The organism is Myxococcales bacterium (genome assembly GCA_016703425.1).
GTDB lineage: Bacteria > Myxococcota_A > Polyangia > Polyangiales > Polyangiaceae > JADJCA01.
This window is the reverse complement of the sequence record JADJCA010000007.1, coordinates 343690-361240: the sequence shown is the minus strand read 5'-3', so window position 1 is coordinate 361240 and position 17551 is coordinate 343690. Positions and strand designations below refer to the sequence as shown.

The window sequence follows — 17551 nt, the reverse complement described above, 5'->3', positions numbered from 1 at the left end:
GCTCCGCGCTGCGACGATGAACGTGCCCTTGTTCACCTGGACGCCAGGGGGGCGCGAGTCGCGGCGACGGACCTTCTCGTTGGAACTTGGCGAAGAGTGGACGCCACCTCCGATAACGCTTGCTTTTCCGGCGAATCACACAATGGTGCGTCGTCGGCACTTCAGCCCAATACCCCTCCTTTCTTGCTGCATTTTCTCCCGTCGTGAACACCGATCCCGCATCAAGACCCCTTCCCGGCGAAAGCGAGTTGGTCCACATTCCCCGGCCTGCCATGTGGGCCCGTTGGAACCGCGCGCGACTCATCGAGCTCGCCCTGAACTCGGTGGTCATCGCCGTCTTCCTCCGGTCCTTCGCGCTCTACTGCGAGGTCGTCATCGAGAAGCGGCCCGGCGTGGTCTTGCCCGACCCAGTGCTCAGTCGCCTGCCCGTCATCGACTTCACCTGGGCCACCTTTGCGGTCCTCTACGTGACGCTCTCTGTCGGCATCTTCTTTCTCTCGAAGCACCCGTCGCGCCTGATCGCGAGCCTCCAGACCCACGCGCTCATGATCGGCTTCCGGTGGATCGGCATGTACCTCGTGCCGCTCGATCCGCCGGTCGGCATGATCGCTCTCGAAGATCCCTTCGTTACGACGTTTGGCCCGAGCGTCACGCTCACGCGAGACCTCTTCTTCTCCGGCCACACCGGCACCATGTGCATCCTCGCGCTCACGGGCACGCGAAAGAGCACGCGCGTTGTCTTCGCCGTAGGGACCGTCGTCGTCGTCCTCTTCATCCTCTTTCAGCGCGTCCACTACACGTTCGATGTCTTCGCGGCGCCGGCCTTCGCGTACCTCGCGTGGCGCATCGTCAACGGCGTGCGCAAGGCCGCGGGGCTCCCCGACGCCGAAGCCGACGTCGTTTCATGAGCGCGCGCGATCAGCACGAAGCTGCCTGACGCGCGAGGCTACGTCGAGGAGCGGCCGATCGCGGAGCCATCGGCCGGCGATCTCCGCCGGCGCCGAAGGCCACGGGAGCGCGTCCAGCGCCGCTCGTGCGCCTGTGAGCGCTGCGTCGAGGGCGCGGTGCGTCTCCTTCGCTGCGGCGTCTTCGTGGGCTAGCGCGAAGAGCTCTCGCAACGACGTGGTGAGAGCCTCCTCAGGCCAAAGCCAGCGACGCGCCTCCGCGAGGCCGTAGGCCACGATGGCCAAGGTGACGTGCGTGTCCTCGACGGTGCGGAACGGCTTTGCGTAGCGTTCGAAGCCGTCGCCTTCGAGCAGCTCGGTGACGGGGGCGCCGTCGAGTTGGAGGGCGCCGTGGGGAAGCTCCGGCGCGAAGGGCAGGGGCGCCCGCGGCGTGACGCTCGCGCCGGGCGCGCCGCGCCGCACGAGCGCGGCTCTCAAGTCCTTGCGGTCGCCATGCTCGCCAGCGCTCGCGATGACGACGTACCACTCGGCGTGCTCGGCGAGCGTCACGAAGGACTTGGTCCCGAAGAGCTTCCACGCGCCGTCGTCCTCCACGAGGCGCGTCTCGATGGCGCGCGGATGACCGCCGCCCGCTTCCGACAGGCAGAAGGCGACGCGCTCGAGGGACTTGGGCGCCAGCAATCGCACGAGCGCCGCCTCGTAGCCGGCGACGGTCGCAAAGGCCACGCGATCGGCGGCGAAGCCACCCAACACGGCCAGCCGCACGGGCTCACGGCGCGGCGCGCCCATCGACGCGTCCTCCAGGCCACCGAGGACCTCTTCGATGGACGCCCACGGAAGAGCGACGAGCGAAGCCGCGAGGAGGGAGTCACAGTCGGTCGCGGAACCCGTCCCAACATCCGGCATGGGTCGAGAGTATGGTCCCAAAGCTGCGATCCGGCGAGGTCCGGCGAGATCCGGCGAGACCTTGACCTCGCCAGCGGCGCGCTGTAGCGCCAGAGGTTGCTCATGAGCTCCGAGCGTCCCCGACCCGCCCGCCGTGCGCCTGCCGCTCGCGGCAACGTTGCGCCGCCGCGCGCGCGCAAGGTGCGCCGGGTGCTCGCGATGACGGGGCTCGCCGCCGTCGTTTTCGCCGGTGCGTCGCCCATCGCGCGCGACCTCGGCGAGCTCGCCGCCGCGCTGGGCGACGCCGCCTCCGGAGTGGTCGCACCGGAGGAGCTTCGCTGGGAGCCCTCGGGGGGTCTCATCTCCGACGCGCTCTTCGGACGCAAGGTCCTCTTCTTGGCGCGGGCCACGCCGGGCGCGCCGCGCGATCTTTACCGAGCGCGGGTGCGCCTCTCCCACGAAGGCCGGCCGCTTGGCATCGTGAGCGTTCACAACCTCACGCAAACGTCCATCGGCGACGATCACGCGCTCGTGGTGCGCGGCTCGCGCGCGGCGTTCGTCACCTCGGCATTCGGTCAGGCCCAAAGCCTCAGCGTGCTGGACCTCGCGCCCAAGGCCGCGCCCGACGCGCCCGGCGGCACTGATCGCCTTCTCCGGTGGCTCACGGGCCTTCAAGAGACCGGCGACGGCGCCGGTATCAAGCGCCTCGACGTGACCATGGATCCGCCGCCGGGACGCGTGGGGCTCGAGCTCTTGCCCGACCAGCTCCGCGTCGACTTCGACGCCGCCGGCGCCGTCAAGACCGCGATCCTCGATCTCGGCGCCAACGACTTGCTTGGCGCAAAGACGCCCGAGACGCTGGCGCGCGGCGACGCCAGCGGACTTCGCGCCGAGCTCTCGTCGAGGCCACCCAAGCGCTTCATCCACTGGGCCGTGGATACGGTGCGCGCCGTCTCGTGGATCGGTCCGGCGCCCATCGCGTGGCTCGAGGAGAGGGTCTTCTCGCTCCGCGACACGGCCAAGCAGGCGGCCTTTCGCTTCGGCGGCGCCTCCGCGGAGGTTCGCACCGACACGCCGTCGGTCACGGCCGCGCCCGTGCTTCTCTCGGCTCACCGCGCTTCGGAAGACGACGGCTCGTGGCCTCCGCCGGCCATCGCGTCCATTTGGAAGACGCCGGAGGCCGGCGAAGGCGAGTGGGCCCTTCCCAAGATCTCCTGGATCAAACGCCTCGACGTCGCCGGCGCCCCGTCGGCTTTCCTTCGCACGTTCGTGCGGCCCGATGAGCAGCGGCCCTACGCGCGCGTGCTCCTCGTGGCCATGGACTCGCGGCGCCTCGACCTCGAGATGGAAGCCGGCAGCGAGGATCCGAAGCCGCTGACGGGGCCGTCGGGGCCGGGACGCATCCCGCGCGACCCGCGCATCTCGACGCGCGTCGTGGCGGCCTTCAACGGCGCCTTCAAGACCGAACACGGCTTCTACGGCATGATGGTCAAGCGGCGCGTCTTGCTCCCGCCGCAACCGAACGCCGCGACGGTCGTGCTCATGAAGGACGGGCGCGCCGGCTTCGGCGCGTGGGGGCCGGGCAAGGAGCTGCTCGATCTTGGCGGATACGCCGCCGACGACATCGTGTCGCTCCGTCAGAACCTCGACCCGCTGGTGGACGGTGGGCGCGTCAATCCGCAGAAGCGCGCGCAGTGGGGCTACACGCTTCCGGGCACGAGCATGCAGACGGAGCGCTCGGGGCTGTGCGTGACGGCGACGGGCCACATGCTCTACGCGTGGGGCGACGACGTGAGCGGCATGACGCTCGCGAAGGGCATGCAAATGGCCGGGTGCACCTTCGGCATGCACCTCGACATGAACCCGCACCACAGGGGGTTTCTCTTTACGAACGTCGACGATCTGCGCGGCCGCAAGTACCGCTCCGAGCTGCTCTCGCCGGACATGGAGATCCCCACGGACCGCTACCTCGAGCACGCGGCGAAAGACTTCTTCTACGTGCTCGTGCGCGATCCATCGCCGCCGGCGACGAGCGGCGCTCCGGCGTGGGCGCCCGCGAAGGGCGTGCAGCCGCCGCCCTCGTGGTTCACGGGGCTCTTCGAGACCGAGGCGAAGGGCGGCGGCATCGAGCTCTTCGACATCGAGCCGGAGCGCGCCACGTACCGCATTCGCCGCGGCGCGCACGAACCCAAAGATCCCAACGCCAACGACGCTTCGAGCGTGCTCGACGAAGGCGACGCGTCGCGCGTCCTCTTTGCGGCAGGGCTCGGCGTGGCGCACGAGAAGCGCGCCCGCGGCCTCGTGGTCCGCGGCGTCTCACAACCGACCCCGCGCGGCGTCGCCGGCTCCGCGCTCGTGATCGCCCGCGGCACGAGCCTCCGCATCCAGCTCCCCAATGAAAGCGCCGCGGCCTTGGCCGACGCGGATGCGGTGGAGCTGCCGCTGCTCTTCGCGGGCGCCGACGTCGGGGTCGCCTCGCCGGCGCGGCCGCCTGGCACCACGCGCTCGGCCCTGGGCACCGCCGACTCGGGTCGCGTCGTGGTGGCGCGCGGACGTGACGCGACGGATCGCGCTCTGGCAGACGCCCTTCGCGGCGCCGGATGCCAACGCGGCGTGCTGCTCGATCGAGGGGAGGGGAGTCGTGCGATCTTCGATCGCTCCGGCACCCCCGACGTTCCGCGGGCGCGCTACGACGAGACCGCTCTCTACGGCGTGGCCACGCCGCTCCGCCCGCGCGCGTTCCGCTTCGAGGCGGCCGCTGCGCCGCCGAAGGCCGTCGAGAAGTAGGCGCATCGCCCCAGCGCGAAGCGACGCTCGGGCGGCGCTGTTCAGGTGCTCATGGCACCGACGCGATCAAGCGAGGGCGGATAGTTCTTGCGGCACGGGCCGCGCTCACCGTCGCCGCGCCTACATGACGCGACGTGCCCCGAACTCGCGTCCGAACGTGGGCCGATCCAGCGAGCGGCTCCATGGGCCCGGCGCGTCGTGGCCTCGCCACCGTCCCGCCATGGGAAATGCGCCCTGGCCGCTTGGCACCGTCCGTGCTTCGTCGGGCCTCATGGAACTCTCGGAGAAATATCTGTTGCAGCGCCTCCGCGAGGGACTGACGGTACCGACGGTGCTCGTGAGGGAGCAGGCCCCGACCACGGAGCTCAGGCCTCGCACGTTCAGTGACTACCTGAAGCTTCGTCGCGAGCTTCAGCTGTCCGGCGTGTAGCTTTGGCCGAGCGCCCGGCGCGTTACTCGCCGGCCTTCCACGCGTTCAAGAACTCTCCCTCGAAGGGCTTGCCGTGGCACGTCGAGCAGGAGACGGGCTCGCCGTCTTTCTCGCCGCCGTTGATGAGGAGCTTCGCGTTGAAGTTCGTCTTCATCCACGTCTTGAGCTTGTCGGGCTCGCTGCGGTCGAGGAACTTCGCGGCGCCTTGGTGACACGAGTCGCAGAAGAGCGGCGAGCCGTCTTCCGCGAAGCGGAAGCCAACGACCCACTCGTTCCACATGCGCTCGGCGACGCTCATGGTCTCGGTCTTCTTCTGGAAGTCCATGGCCGGCTTGCCGCCTTCCATGATCGCCTTGCCCTTGGCGTCGACTTTCGCCGCGTGACAATCTTTGCAGGATACACCCAAGCTCTCGGTGAACGACTTCATGACGGCCATGACGCGCTCTGACTTGCCGGCCTTCTTGTCGGCGGCCTCGGCGGCCTTCATCACCTTGTCGAAGGGTTGGTCGAGCTTGAGGCCTGTCTTCTTGAGCTTCTCGAAAGACGCGGACGTGGTGAGCGGCGGCGTTGTGCCCGGGTCGGTGTTGGTCGGGGCCGCGGCGGCCGGGACAGCCTCTTGCGTGGGCTCACCTCCGTAGCAGGCGGTCAGCGCGAGGAATCCGAGGGCGAACGTGAAGTGCTTCATCGAAGGGGCGGTCTAGTCGGCAGCCCACGACGCGCCACATCCAGAAGGGCCAAAACAGCCTTTCCGGTTTGGAACGGTTGCCCGAATGATTCGGCTTTTCCGGCCTCGTTACGGTTTTGCGGCGGGGACGGAGCCGCTCGCCGGGGGCGATGGCGCGGCGGCCGGCGTCCCTCCGGCGGCGGGGCCGGCGGCCCCCTGCGCTGCGCTCGGGGTCGCGGGCGGAAGCGTCGGGATCGCGGGGCTCGCCTTGTCGTCGGCCTTCGCCGGTCGCTCCGTCGACTCCGTCGCGCCCTTTTCGTCGGTCTTCTCCGGCGCCGTGTTGGCTGTGTCGGAGTCTTTTCCGTCGCTGCTCGTGAGCACGTCGGCGCCCACGTCGCTCGTGCCTTCGTCGGCCTCGACGTTCGGGTCGTTGTAGCGCGGCGGCTCGCCGGGCCGCGAGTAGTCGATCCAGAAGGCCGGCGTGGAGCGGGCGTCGAGGTGGACGAACGTGCTGTTCGGGTAGTACCCCACGCCGACGTTGCGCAGCGTGCGGCAAAAATCGCGCACCACTTCGTTGGGGACACCGACGACGCGAAAGTCGATGGCCTTGCCGACGTTGTGGTTCGAGTGCGCCGTGTGTTGCGTCGGCGCGTAGGGGCGGTATCCGCTGATGACCTCGATCTTACGACCGCCGAAGTGATCCGAGACGATGGCGAGGAGCGCCATGAGCCGCGGCTCGATGGGCTTCGATTGACCGGAGGCGCTGCGGAGCAGCTTCTCGATGGGCTTGGCGGCTTGTGGCACGTTGCGGCCACGGCGGTCGACGAGGCGGAGCTTGGCGTCTTCGGTGGTGGCGAGGCGCGCCAGGTGCACCACGCCGGGGTTTTTCGCCTTCATCGCGTAGGTCGGCGGTTTGGTCTTCTTGCCGTCCTTGTGCTCGCCGGTCTTGGCGCCGCGCGCGTTTTCTTTCGCGCCCTTTTCCTTCGCGTCGGCGCCCAGTGCCGACTTGCCGTCTTTCTTGTCCTTCGGCGTGACGCCGGGGATGACGAGCGTGTCGCCGGGGCGAAGGCGGTTCGGGTTCTTCAGCTTGTTGGCCTCGAGGATCGCCTTCGCTGGCACGTGGTAGCGATTGGCGATCGACTCAAGCGTATGGCCGCGCGCGACGACGTGCGTCGTGTCGGCGGAGGCCGTCGCCGCGAAGAAGGAACAAGAGAGCACCGCCATGAACGCGGTGCCGGCGAAGAACGGTCGAGCGAAGCCTCCCACCAGCGGCATGCGCGGTCCTTAGCATGTTCTCGCCAACGCGGGCCCCGCCCCACCTCTTTCCGAGAGCTTTTCGGGCGGCCCTTCGGAGCGGGTCTTGGAGGGCTTGCACTCGGCGGCACGGCTGTCGTGTGCAAGGGCGTGGGGCCTCCAAGCTAAGTAGCTGGAATGACATTGGTTGCGAGTTGGTATGGCGGCTGCTCGGCGAAGGCCATGCGCCCCCTTCTCGTGCCCTTGCTCGCCGTCTCGCTGCTCGCCGGCTGTTCGGCCCCGGCTGCCGACGAGGATGCCGCGTACTCGGCCGAGGCAGAGGGAGCTCTGACGTTGGCCGACGGCGACCGCTACGTGGTTCGCGCCGACGCGCAGAGCGGCGAGGTCGTCCTTCGGACCTCCGTCGATGGCGTACCCCTCCCGTACGACGCTCCGGCGATGCTTGGAAAGGCGCTCCTCATTCATCCGCTCCCCGGCCGCGCCGATGAAGGGATCTACGCCCGCGTGACGAGCGCGACCCGGGTCCAAGGTGAAGGCCGGCTTGACTCCGGCGATACGCTTCGTCTCACCACGACGCCGCTCTCGCTCGAAGAAATGGCGGGGCTCTCCGAGGATGACGTTCTTCGCATCTATCTCGCGCGCGGGCTCCGCGGCGGCTCGCTCGAGCCGGCGAGTCTGTCGCTCCTCGACGTGGGGGGCACGCCCCCGGCCAACACGTCGGCCAACACGCCCGCGAACACGGGCGCGTGGAGCGGTCTCTTGAGCGGTCAGCTCCCGATGGTCTGGGTGGTCCCCCCCAACGCGAACCTCGGCGCCTTCGTGGGCAACGTAGACCTCGGCCCGCTCGACCTGTCGTTCAAGCCCGAGGGCAAGCTCGCCTATCGACGCGAGTCGGGGCTCGAGATCGGCCTCCGCGGTGAGATGCGCGCCAAGATGGAGATCACCGTCAGCGGCATGGCCGGCGTGCGCGCGCCGATCTTCGTCACGCCCGACGCAAAGCTCCCGCCGGTGACGTTCCTCGTGCCCATCGGCCCTTTTCCCGTTCCCGTTCAGCTCGGCGTGAGCGGCAACCTCCGCTGCGATCTCCTGGCCGGTGGCCGCGTCGCCGCGACGGTCGCGCTCGGCGCCACAGTCCGCTTTGGGGGTTCCTCCCGGTTCAACCCAACGAAGAACACGCTGCCGACGAACTGGATTCAGGCCGGCGAATGGCCCTACGAGCTCGACGCTTCGTTCGAAGCCTCCGCCACGGGCGACGTCGATCCGGCCGTGGGCATCGCTTGCGTCGTTCCGCGCGTGAACCTCGACGTTCGCGTCGCGGGCGTCGCGGGGCCGTACCTCGCGTTGGTCCCTCAGGTCGCCTCCTTCGCCGATCGCACCGAGGCTCGCCCTTCCCTTCGGGCCGGGTGGGCGTCGGGCACGCTGCTCTTCGGCTCCCCGGCGCGCGCCGAGGTCGAGCTCATCGGAAAGACCTATCGTCTTTAGCGGTTGTCGCCGAAGCGCCGCCTGAGGCGCCGCGCCTTCGCCGTCTGTATGGTTAGGGCGGTGCCAGTGGGCGAGCGACACAACGGTCCTCGTTTTTTGACCGGCCCCGGATCGGGGTGCGACACTTTCGTGGTTCATCCCTCTCGAGGCTTCGGCTCTCGGAGAGGCACGGAAGGACCATCGCACCATCATGGGTGAAAAGACCCTCGTCGGCCTCGACATTGGAGCCAGCTCCATCAAGGCCGTGCAGCTGAAGGAGAAATCCAAACGCTACACGGTCATGCGGAGCGGTTTCGCGCCGCTGCCACCGCAGACCATCGTCGACGGGCACATCATGAACTCCGGCGCCGTCATCGAGGCGCTGTCGAGGCTCTACAAGGACAACCGCATCTCGCAGAAAGAGGTCGCGGTCGGCGTGTACGGGCAGTCGGTCATCGTTCGCAAAATCACGGTCCCCATGATGACGGCCGACGAGCTCGAAGAGCAGATCAGCTGGGAAGCCGAGCAGCACATCCCCTTCGACATCAAGGAGATGTCGGTCGACTACGAAGTTCTGAAGCGCCGCCCGGAAGCGGGCCACATGGACCTCTTGCTGGTCGCGGCCAAGAAGGCCGAAATCAACGATTTTGCCGGCATCATTCGCGAGGCCAAGCTTCGCCCCGTGGTCGTCGACATCAACGCCTTCACTGTGCAGAACATCTTCGAGTACTCGCAAGGGCTGCCGCAAGACGGCACCGTCGCGCTCTTGAACGTCGGCGCGTCGCTCTCGAGCCTCAACATCGTCTCGCGCGGCGTCAGCGCCTTCACCCGCGAGATCACCAACGCCGGCAACTCGATCACCGAGGAGATCCAGAAGCAACTCGGCGTCCCCTTCGAGCAGGCCGAGTTCTACAAGCTCGGCGCTGCGCAGCCGCACACGGTGCCGCCGCAGGTGCTCACGTCGGTGGGCCAAGCCTGCGAAGCGCTCGCCGGCGAGATCCAGCGCTCCCTCGACTTCTACCTGGCGACGAGCGGTGACTCGGAGATCTCGCGCGTCCATCTTTGCGGCGGCTCGGCTTATTGCGGTCCGCTCGCGCTCGCCATCGAGAAACGCGCCCGCGTGCCCGTCAGCATTCTCGACCCCTTTGCCAACGTCGGCGTCGACGCGAAGAGCGTCAACGAGGCTGATCTTCGCGCGCGCGCGACACAATTCGCCGTCGCGTGCGGCCTCGCGCTCCGCGCGGAGAAGGAGCGACGCTCTTGATTCGCATCAATCTACTCCCGCAAAAGCGGGAAGCGCGGCGTGCCTCCGAGGGGAACCAGAACTGGCTCCTCGTGGTCCTCGGCGTCGTGTTGCTGGAGGTCGTCGTCCTCATCTTCGTGCAGAAGGCGAAGCAGGACGAGCTGAAGCGCGTGGTCTCGGTCAACCAGAAGGTCGACGCCCAGATCAACGACATCAAGCGGCAGATCTCGAACCACAACGAGATCAAGTCGCAGCTCAAGGACCTGCGCGACCGCGAAGAGGCCATCAAGAAGCTCCAGTCGGCGCGCACCGGCCCGACCGAGACCCTCCTCGAGCTGGCGAAAATGCTCACCATCGGTCGCGGTCCCACCGTCGACAACGACAAGCTCGAACAGTTGAAGCGCGACAACTTGGGCGCGGTGCCCAACCAGGGCTGGGATAGCCGTCGCATGTGGCTCAACTCGTACGCAGAGACCGATCGAAAGGTCCGGATCATCGGCCACGCGCGTGACGGTGAAGACGTCTCGGAGTTCGTGCGCCGCTTGACGCTGTCGGACTACTTCTACGAGGTCAAGCTCCTGCCGGCGGTCAAGACCTTCGACAAGGACAGCCACGTGGACCTTCTCAAGTTCGAGCTCTCCGCGAAGGTGAGGTACTAGATGGCTGCGAAACCGAGCGTTCTCGCGAAGCTGCCGCTGGCCGGCAAAATCGGCATCGGCGCCTTCTTTGTGGTCGTTTTGGGCTTCGGCTATTGGCTCATCTTCTTCACCGAGGTCGACGGCAAGATCACCGCGGCCAACAAGCAACAGAACGACCTCAACACGGAGCTTGCGCGGCAGAAGCAAGCGCAGGCGAGCTACTTCGCCGACCGCGACGAGCTCGCCGTGCGGCAGCAACAGCAGCGCGAGCTCAACAAGCAGCTTCCCGCGGAGACCGAGCCGGCGAGCTTCTTGTCGTCGATTCAGCAGGTGTCCAACCTCTCCGGCGTTGATCTCAAGGCGTGGCAGCCGGCGGAGGAGAAGAACGAGGCCTTCTACGCGAAGGTCCCGATGCGTATCGAGCTCGGCGGCAAGTTCCACCAGATTGCCAAGTTCGCCTTCGAGATGGGCAAGGTCGAGCGCATCATCAACCTCGAGAACATCGAGCTGACCGAGCCCAAGATGGATGGCGACGAGATCAAGCTGAAGGTGAAGTGCCTCGCCACGACCTTCAAGCTGCGAGCAAAGCCGACGGCCCGCACGCCGGGCGCGCCGGCGGCGCCGGAAGGAGACAAGAAATGAGGCCGTCCCGTGCCTACTGGCTCGCGGCGCTGGTGCCGCTCGCACTCGTGGCGTGCGGCGACGACGGCGCCAAGAAACCGGCGCCGGCGGCGGCGTCGAGCGCGGCACCGGCCTCGGCGGGCGCCGTAGCGCCTCCCGTGCGACGCGGCGCGCAAGAGGCGCCCGACGCCGGCGAGCCGGTGAAGCGCGAGGCTCCCGCCTTCAGCGAGAACGACTTCGTCGAGAGCGACAAGAGCCGAGACCCGTTCCGAAACTTTGCCAAGCTCTTCAGCGAGCAGAAGCAGCAGCCGGGACGCCAGGTTCAACGCGACGTCATCCTCGCGCAGCACACCGTCGACGAGCTCCGCCTCGTGGCCATCGTCATCTCCGGCGACTACCCGCGTGCGATGTTCGTGGACCCCGGTGGCAAGGGCTGGGTCCTAAAGCGCGGCGACTACCTGGGCCGCGCCGATCTCGTCCACGTCGGCGGCACCAACGGCACCGACTATCAATTGAACTGGCGCGTCGACAAGATTCGCGACGGCGACGTCGTGCTGCTCCGCGAAGATCCGGCGCAACCGAGCATTCCTCCCGCGACGCGCGTCTTGCCGCTGCGTCCCGAGGGGAAGGACGACATTCGGCTTTAGGGCGCAGACCGTAAAACCTGGGGCGCGCAGGCCAGCGGTCGACGTCGCGGGTGCTAATGCCCGGCATGTCGAAGGCCGCCGCACGATGGTTCCGTCTCGCCTGCGCCGCTGCTCTCGCCGCGGGGTGTTCAACGCCGACGTCACGTGACAACGCTTCCATAGAGTCCGCCATCCAGGGCGGCGCGCCTTGGGGTGGTGACTACGCGGTGGGCATGATCGGTTTCGCGAGCGGCGGGGTCTGTACGGGGACTCTGATTGCACCGGACGTCGTGCTCACGGCAGGTCATTGCGTGCAGGGCGTGGAGGAGGAGATCTCCGGCTTCTACCTGGGGGCGGGAGGTCCGGTACTGTCGAACGGCGGCCCATCGACCGACATGCCAGGCAACCTCACGCGCTACGAGGTCGACAAGGTGGCCCTTTACCCGGGCTTCGATGTCGCCAACTCCATGAGCTGCCCGCTTGCGACGACCGACGTGGCGGTGCTTCATCTGGCGACACCCGTGACACCCGTGACAACCGTACGGCCGCAGTCGTTCCCGCGCCCGGGAAGCGATGTGCGCGTGGTGTCGTCGTCGCTTTCCGTCGGACAGAGCTGCTGGACCGTCGGCTACGGGCGTCACGACGTGGGCGGCGTCACGACGACCAAGGAGAAGCGCGTTGCACAGGTCCGCGTGCAGTCGCTTGCGTCCGGCAGCCTGTCGGTCGTAGCTGCCGCTGGCCCGAGCGGCGGCATCACCGACGAGGGAGACTCCGGTGGACCCCTGCTCTGTGCGTTCGCAGGCCTTGGTGGAAGCGCACCGTGGCGTGTGGTTGGGGTCGTGTCATGCGCCAAGGACGGCGTCGCGGCCGCGCACCACGAGCAAACCTTCGTTCGAACCGACGGGATTGCCGACTGGCTCGCCCAGGTCGTCGTGAGCTTCCCGCTCGAGGAGCGTTGCACGACGACGGGAGCGGAGATCCCGATGCGATGCGACGGTCAAGCGCTTCAAATGTGCGACGGACAGCGGTGGCGCACCCTCCAGACGTGCTCGGCCACGCAGACGTGCAGCGCGCAACAGGTCAGCTGCCACGGACCTTGATCGTGACGCGAAGCCGTTCGCTGAGGTGGTTCACCGGAAGCACCGTGCGAGCACGTCCGGTTCGCTGCGCTCGCTCGCCGTCCGGTGGGGATTGCACCTAAAACGACACGCCGCACTCGTACCAACACGCGGTCATCGCTCCCGCCGGCGGACTCGCGGCAAAAGAGAACGGCTCCCCAAGGTTGGCCCGGGAGTAGGTCGTCGAGCCGAACAGCGCCGGGTGATTCGCCATGAGGCCCGCCGAGTTGAGGTCGCAGGTCGCGCAAGTGCCGCTCGTGATCGCCGCCTCATTGGGCAACGTGAAGGCGGGGTTCACCAGCTCGCAGTGGTCTTGGCCGAGGTGGTTGGTGTCGGTGATCTTTGAAAAGGGTCCGGCCTGCGTCGGTCCGAGGAAGAGGTCGTAGCGCGTGGGGGAGCACAGAACGACCTTCACCCAAAGGCCGTAAGCCGCTGTGCGATCGAGCACGATCGATGCCCCGGTGCAGCGTTCGGAACAGGGCGAAGGTGGCGGCTCCACTGGCCCCGCGTCAACGACCGGCGGTGGCGGCGGCGGCCCCGCATCGACGCAGGTGATGCCGTCGTCGACGAGGCCGTTGCAGTCGTCATCGAGGCCGTTGCAGATCTCGCGACGACCCGGGCGCAGGCTTACGCATTCGCCCCATTCGGTGCCTGACAGTTCGCCCTTCGCGACCCGACGGCAACGTTGCTCCCCGCAGCTGCCGCAGTTTCGGAGCTCACCGGGCGAGCAGATCGGAGCCGACTCTGCACCCCGTGACACCTCGGTCGACGCACCACCGGGTACCCCGCCGCTCTGCATCGCCGGGGCTAGCTCCGCGGGCGCAGCCCCGTCTTCATGGCTCGTCGTCGAAGAGCACGCGACGAGCGACGTCGCGAGGACGAACCTCCATGCGAACTTCATGGTGAGCGTGCGAGCAAACGCCGGGCCGCGAAGAAAGGCGCAGCAACCCGGGTGGATCGTCGATGCCTCTCGGCAAAGCGGGGGCACAGGCGGCGGCGCCCTGCCGAGGAAGAATCGGGGGCGACGTCTCAAGACGAGCGCCGCCAAACCTCCATTCATCCTCGCGCAGCGTCAACGATTGCCCCGCTGGGACGTGCAGCTGCAAGCAAGGCGCGAGCGGCGAGTGCGCTCCGTGATGCCTTCTCGCCCACAGCGCGGAAAACGCGCCGGGCTCGGCGCGCGGGTGTCGCCGGGGCTCCGGTCCTTCGCTAGCCTTAGCGCCCATGCGGTCTTGGCTTGCGGCCCCCGGCGCTCTCGCTCTCGCTGTGGCGGTGCAGTGCAACTGGCTCGTCGACAGCGAAGACCTGGCGGGCGGCGCCGACAACGCCTTGCCCGATGCGGGCCCCGCGCCGGACGCAGCCGGCGCCGTTGACGGGGCGGCTGCCGGTGACGAGGCTGGCGTCGACGCGCTCTCCGCCGACGCCGCGGCGCTCAACGACGCTGACCACTGTCCCCCGGCCTTCGACGCAGGAGACTGTGACGGCGGCGTAACCTGGCGCGGGCGCTGCTATTGGTCACCCGCCACGACCCTCCGGATCGGCGAGGCGGATGCCCTTTGCGCCGCAAGCGGGGGCTACGCCGCCACCTTCACATGCGCCGACGAGTGGGCGGCCACAAGCATCCTGGTCAACAACGATACGACGTGGACGGCAGGTCGCATGGTTCCGCCGTCGACCGCTTGGAGCTGGTCTACGGGCGAGCCGTTTACTTTCGCCGCGTGGGGGCCGGGTCAACCGCTCGTCGGCGACGCCGGATTCCCATGCATCGCCATCGACAAGTTCACCGTGGCCTGGAGCAACTACGTGAACTGCACGGCGAGCCGGCAGCCGTTCTGCGAGCGAGGTCCGCTCGCGAAGTAGCGCCGCTTACTGGAACTTCTTCAGGATCGCTTCCGCGTCCCCCATCGAGAGCGCGCCGTCCGCGACCAGGTTCACGAGCATCGTGGAGCGGGTCATGTGCCTCTCGAGGTTGATCTCGCAGGCCACGTCTTCCTTCCGCCCCACGGCCCGGCGGCAGTCGATGGCTCCCGCGGTGCGCGCCTTCGCGCTGGCGGAGGTCGGCGCAAACACGTCGGCGAGCGTCTCCGCGAGCGGGCCCGTGATCGTCGTCGTGGTCTTGCCGGCACTCCTGTTGAGCGCTGGCGCTTTCACCACGGCCACGAGCTTGCACAGTCGTGACTCCGGCTCTTCACAGAGGACGCCGAAGTCTTGGTCCTTGAAGCGTGTGCCGACGAAGCCGGGCTTGCGCCCGGCAGCCATCTGGTCCGCGATGGTGCGCGCCCGAGCCGGCAGGGCGCTCGAGTCGATGGCGGCCTCCACCAACTCGTATTCGTCAATCGGCGGCTTCTCGGATGCCTTCCCTTTGGTGAGGGCTCCTTCGTCGACCTCGACGTCGGATGCGTCCGACGACGCGCAGGCGGTGAGCGACAACATTCCCAGGATGATGGCGGCGATGCGGTTCATGCCCAGGCTTCAGCAGGCGCCGTGCCAGCCCGTTCTCCTGGAAAAATGGCTGCTTGCGCTGCACGCCGCGCGGCGGCTCGTGGCCGAGTCGACGGCGGCCGGATCCAGCGGCGCTCCCAACGCACCCCGGCCGCGATGGTCTCTAGAAGCGGAGTCTCGTGAAGCCCTCTGCGCTCGGACTCGACGTGGCCGACGAGCTTGTGGCTCGAAGCGTGAGCCAGACGCCCGCGGCGACGAGCGCCACGGCCCCGACGGCCAACGAAACGTCGGCGACCAGGTAGCGCGCGCGGAGGTCGTCGACGCGACTGGGGTCGCATCGCGGCGCGCACGTCGTTTCGAGGTCGTGGTCGGTCGCGCGTGCGCCGAGACCGACGGCGGCGAAGGTCGCGATGCCTCCGACGCCCAACGTGGCGAGCGTCAACGGTGCCCAGTGAAGGATGGGCTCGCGTGGCGGACGGGCCGGCGCTTCCGTCCGTGTCGGTGCGTCCAAGACGACGTCGACGAGTCGATCTTTCTCACCTGACACCGCCATGACGGTCATGCTCGCGTCGCGCCCGTCGCGGCCCGTCACGTGAACGCGGTGCACTCCCGGATTGAGCGGCAACGGGCGTCCACGAGCGCCCTCCGCGATGAGCTGACCGTCGACGTGCACCGCGCCTGCGACATCGTGTCCCCGCGCGTCGCGCACGCGAAGGATGACCGTGGGCGTCGCGCGATCGGAGCGCTCGCGCCAAAGGGAGCAGTCTTTCCGGATCACCGCTGGGCATGCCGGTAGAGTGCATTGAGCGTAGAGGGCGGTCGCTCGTTGGAGCTCGCCCGCTTGTTCGGCGCGTTGCCCATCCACGTGGGCGTCGAGGCACGCGGTTCGTTCGTCGGCGCGGGCTTCGGCCGAGGCGAGGCCCAGCACGAGCGCGATGGCGGAGCAACGGCGGCGCATCGACGTTCGAGCATAGCCGAACACCCCATGCGGTCGTTGATCAGCGAGTGAGGCACTCGGGACGAAAGCGCTTGATCCCTTCTGTGTCGAAATAGTGGGGGGGATCGCAGTTCGTCGCCGCCGCATCCCGCCTTTGGGCCGCGCTCCCGTGGACGCGACCGCGCTCGCGTGTTGGGGCAGCGTCGCTGGGCGCAGGCGCTGGGTCTCCGCCTTCGGAAGCACCGACGCCGCTCGTGGACGGGGTGGGGGCCGCGGAATCCGGACGTGCGCTGGCGAGATCGGGGGGACCTCCGCCGCCGGTGCGCGGGCCTTCTTCGCGGCTCGGCGCTGGCGTCGGCTCTCGCAGCCGCACGCTGATCGCGACGCCGGCGATCAACAGCGAGGAGAGGACAGCGGCCGTCACCAAGAGACGCGGGGTCTTGCCCCCGGCGCCCGCGCTCTCCGCCGGTGGTGCGCCTCGTGGACCATCGCCGCCGCCCGACACCGTGGGACTCTCCGCTTGCACGACGAGAGCGGCGCTCTTCGCTGGCCTCTGTGCGGCTGCGAGGAGCGTGCTGCGTTGTTGGAGCCGCGCGCCGGCGACGTCGGCGAACCACTCAGCCACGCGGGCGGGTGACGCCGGTCGTATCGCCGCTTCGAGGGCCGCCGCGGCCGCCTCCGCCGTCGCGTAACGGCGTGCTGCGTCGCGCTGAAGCAGCCGCGCGACGACGAGATCGACGCCCTTCGGGACTTCTGGGTTCGTCGCGCTCGAAAGGGGCGGCGTCCAGCCGGGCGCCAGCGCCCCGAGGCGACGCGCCTCCGTCTCGAAGAGCGGTTTGCCGGCCACGAGCTCCCAGAGCACCACGCCCATCGCGTAGAGGTCCGTGCGCCGCGACAAGGGCTCACCGCTTAGCTGCTCCGGCGCCATGTAGGTGGCCTTGCCCACGACACTGCCAGTTTTGGTCGCGTGGACGCGGTCCTTCGCTCGGGCGACCCCGAAGTCCGTCAAGTGCGCCGTCCCGCTGACGCTCACCAGCACGTTCTGCGGCGAGATGTCACGGTGGATTAGCTCGAGCGTCGCGCCATCCTCGCCGGTGGCCTCGTGCGCCGCATGAAGGCCCAAGAGCGCCTGGTGGACGAGGCTCGCGGCGATGGGCACCGGGGTCGTTTCGCCGCGTTCGCGCAGCAACGTCATCAGCTCCCCCAGGGATGCTCCGTGGATGTACTCCATGACGAGGAACACCCGCCCATCGGCCTCGACGGCCTCCAAGAGGCTCACGACGTTCGGGTGGTGAATGCGCGAGGCGATTCGCGCCTCGTCGACGAAGCGCCGCACGTTGTCCGGGCCGTCGGCGACATACGGGTGCATCACCTTGATGGCCACCGGCTGCCCAAGACCCAGGCCCGAATCGGCGCGGCCGAGGTACACCGCCGCCATGCCGCCGGAGGCCAGCCTGCCGACGGTCTCATAGCGGCCGAAACGAAGATTCTGGTCCGGATCGATTTCGCAAGCCTAGCGCACCACAACACGCGTCGACGC

The 17551-nt window shown here is 68.3% G+C and carries 17 protein-coding genes; 10 read left to right on the top strand and 7 right to left on the bottom strand.

The features are described from left to right. Nucleotides 1-203: 203 nt before the first annotated feature. A complete protein-coding gene (locus IPG50_13495; protein ID MBK6693200.1) occupies nucleotides 204-908 on the top strand; it encodes a phosphatase PAP2 family protein in 705 nt (234 codons plus the stop codon). Here IPG50_13495 and IPG50_13490 read toward each other — a convergent pair. Further along, complete coding sequence (locus IPG50_13490) at nucleotides 903-1811, bottom strand: acyl-CoA dehydrogenase family protein (protein MBK6693199.1); 909 nt, start codon at nucleotides 1809-1811, stop codon at nucleotides 903-905. The genes IPG50_13495 and IPG50_13490 overlap by 6 nt on opposite strands. Nucleotides 1812-1913: 102 nt before the next feature. On the opposite strand from IPG50_13490, the gene IPG50_13485 reads away from it, so the two are divergent. Further along, complete coding sequence (locus IPG50_13485; protein MBK6693198.1) at nucleotides 1914-4577, top strand: hypothetical protein; 2664 nt, start codon at nucleotides 1914-1916, stop codon at nucleotides 4575-4577. 271 nt (nucleotides 4578-4848) lie between these two features. Beyond that, nucleotides 4849-5007: a hypothetical protein gene (locus IPG50_13480; protein ID MBK6693197.1), complete on the top strand. Its 159-nt coding sequence runs from the start codon at nucleotides 4849-4851 to the stop codon at nucleotides 5005-5007. Between the two features lie 22 nt (nucleotides 5008-5029). Here the strand turns inward: IPG50_13480 and IPG50_13475 are convergent, their stop codons facing one another. Next, a complete protein-coding gene (locus tag IPG50_13475) occupies nucleotides 5030-5692 on the bottom strand; it encodes a hypothetical protein (protein ID MBK6693196.1) in 663 nt (220 codons plus the stop codon). A gap of 108 nt (nucleotides 5693-5800) precedes the next feature. Further along, nucleotides 5801-6946 carry a DUF882 domain-containing protein gene (locus tag IPG50_13470; GenBank protein MBK6693195.1) on the bottom strand — a complete coding sequence of 382 codons (1146 nt, stop codon included), beginning with the start codon at nucleotides 6944-6946 and terminating at the stop codon, nucleotides 5801-5803. A gap of 201 nt (nucleotides 6947-7147) precedes the next feature. On the opposite strand from IPG50_13470, the gene IPG50_13465 reads away from it, so the two are divergent. The 6 genes from IPG50_13465 (at nucleotide 7148) to IPG50_13440 (ending at nucleotide 12614) form a co-directional block, all read left to right on the top strand. Next, a complete protein-coding gene (locus IPG50_13465; protein ID MBK6693194.1) occupies nucleotides 7148-8407 on the top strand; it encodes a hypothetical protein in 1260 nt (419 codons plus the stop codon). Between the two features lie 190 nt (nucleotides 8408-8597). Then, the gene (gene pilM, locus IPG50_13460) at nucleotides 8598-9650 is read left to right on the top strand and encodes a type IV pilus assembly protein PilM (protein ID MBK6693193.1); all 1053 of its coding nucleotides are present in this window, start codon (nucleotides 8598-8600) and stop codon (nucleotides 9648-9650) included. Beyond that, nucleotides 9647-10288, top strand: coding sequence for a PilN domain-containing protein (locus tag IPG50_13455; protein ID MBK6693192.1), 642 nt, complete (start codon nucleotides 9647-9649; stop codon nucleotides 10286-10288). The genes pilM and IPG50_13455 overlap by 4 nt, the downstream gene beginning before the upstream one ends. Further along, a complete protein-coding gene (gene pilO, locus IPG50_13450) occupies nucleotides 10289-10909 on the top strand; it encodes a type 4a pilus biogenesis protein PilO (protein MBK6693191.1) in 621 nt (206 codons plus the stop codon). Then, the gene (locus IPG50_13445; protein ID MBK6693190.1) at nucleotides 10906-11535 is read left to right on the top strand and encodes a pilus assembly protein PilP; all 630 of its coding nucleotides are present in this window, start codon (nucleotides 10906-10908) and stop codon (nucleotides 11533-11535) included. The genes pilO and IPG50_13445 overlap by 4 nt, the downstream gene beginning before the upstream one ends. Before the next feature lie 212 nt (nucleotides 11536-11747). Continuing rightward, the gene (locus IPG50_13440; GenBank protein ID MBK6693189.1) at nucleotides 11748-12614 is read left to right on the top strand and encodes a trypsin-like serine protease; all 867 of its coding nucleotides are present in this window, start codon (nucleotides 11748-11750) and stop codon (nucleotides 12612-12614) included. A 97-nt stretch (nucleotides 12615-12711) separates the two neighbouring features. Here IPG50_13440 and IPG50_13435 read toward each other — a convergent pair whose 3' ends face one another. Next, nucleotides 12712-13533, bottom strand: coding sequence for a putative metal-binding motif-containing protein (locus IPG50_13435; protein MBK6693188.1), 822 nt, complete (start codon nucleotides 13531-13533; stop codon nucleotides 12712-12714). A 323-nt stretch (nucleotides 13534-13856) separates the two neighbouring features. Here IPG50_13435 and IPG50_13430 point away from each other — a divergent pair, with 323 nt between their 5' ends. Next, on the top strand, nucleotides 13857-14492 hold the full coding sequence (locus tag IPG50_13430) for a C-type lectin domain-containing protein (GenBank protein ID MBK6693187.1): 636 nt from the start codon (nucleotides 13857-13859) through the stop codon (nucleotides 14490-14492). Nucleotides 14493-14498: 6 nt separating this feature from the next. Here the strand turns inward: IPG50_13430 and IPG50_13425 are convergent, their stop codons facing one another. The 3 genes from IPG50_13425 to IPG50_13415 all read right to left on the bottom strand — a co-directional run bounded on the left by IPG50_13425 (nucleotide 14499) and on the right by IPG50_13415 (nucleotide 17449). Further along, nucleotides 14499-15095 (bottom strand): hypothetical protein, encoded by a 597-nt coding sequence (locus tag IPG50_13425; GenBank protein ID MBK6693186.1) that lies wholly within the window; start codon nucleotides 15093-15095, stop codon nucleotides 14499-14501. 142 nt (nucleotides 15096-15237) lie between these two features. Beyond that, a complete protein-coding gene (locus tag IPG50_13420; GenBank protein ID MBK6693185.1) occupies nucleotides 15238-16032 on the bottom strand; it encodes a hypothetical protein in 795 nt (264 codons plus the stop codon). Between the two features lie 40 nt (nucleotides 16033-16072). Then, entirely contained in the window at nucleotides 16073-17449 is a 1377-nt protein-coding gene (locus IPG50_13415; GenBank protein MBK6693184.1) for a serine/threonine protein kinase, read from the bottom strand. Nucleotides 17450-17551: the final 102 nt, after the last annotated feature.

Coding starts and splice junctions, on each gene's coding strand:
- IPG50_13490 (MBK6693199.1), bottom strand. CDS start 1,811: ATGCCGGATGTTGGGACGGGTTCCGCGACCGACTGTGACTCCCTCCTC.
- IPG50_13485 (MBK6693198.1), top strand. CDS start 1,914: ATGAGCTCCGAGCGTCCCCGACCCGCCCGCCGTGCGCCTGCCGCTCGC.
- IPG50_13480 (MBK6693197.1), top strand. CDS start 4,849: ATGGAACTCTCGGAGAAATATCTGTTGCAGCGCCTCCGCGAGGGACTG.
- IPG50_13475 (MBK6693196.1), bottom strand. CDS start 5,692: ATGAAGCACTTCACGTTCGCCCTCGGATTCCTCGCGCTGACCGCCTGC.
- IPG50_13470 (MBK6693195.1), bottom strand. CDS start 6,946: ATGCCGCTGGTGGGAGGCTTCGCTCGACCGTTCTTCGCCGGCACCGCG.
- IPG50_13465 (MBK6693194.1), top strand. CDS start 7,148: ATGCGCCCCCTTCTCGTGCCCTTGCTCGCCGTCTCGCTGCTCGCCGGC.
- pilM (MBK6693193.1), top strand. CDS start 8,598: ATGGGTGAAAAGACCCTCGTCGGCCTCGACATTGGAGCCAGCTCCATC.
- pilO (MBK6693191.1), top strand. CDS start 10,289: ATGGCTGCGAAACCGAGCGTTCTCGCGAAGCTGCCGCTGGCCGGCAAA.
- IPG50_13445 (MBK6693190.1), top strand. CDS start 10,906: ATGAGGCCGTCCCGTGCCTACTGGCTCGCGGCGCTGGTGCCGCTCGCA.
- IPG50_13440 (MBK6693189.1), top strand. CDS start 11,748: ATGATCGGTTTCGCGAGCGGCGGGGTCTGTACGGGGACTCTGATTGCA.
- IPG50_13435 (MBK6693188.1), bottom strand. CDS start 13,533: ATGAAGTTCGCATGGAGGTTCGTCCTCGCGACGTCGCTCGTCGCGTGC.
- IPG50_13430 (MBK6693187.1), top strand. CDS start 13,857: ATGCGGTCTTGGCTTGCGGCCCCCGGCGCTCTCGCTCTCGCTGTGGCG.
- IPG50_13425 (MBK6693186.1), bottom strand. CDS start 15,095: ATGAACCGCATCGCCGCCATCATCCTGGGAATGTTGTCGCTCACCGCC.
- IPG50_13420 (MBK6693185.1), bottom strand. CDS start 16,032: ATGCGCCGCCGTTGCTCCGCCATCGCGCTCGTGCTGGGCCTCGCCTCG.
- IPG50_13415 (MBK6693184.1), bottom strand. CDS start 17,449: ATGGCGGCGGTGTACCTCGGCCGCGCCGATTCGGGCCTGGGTCTTGGG.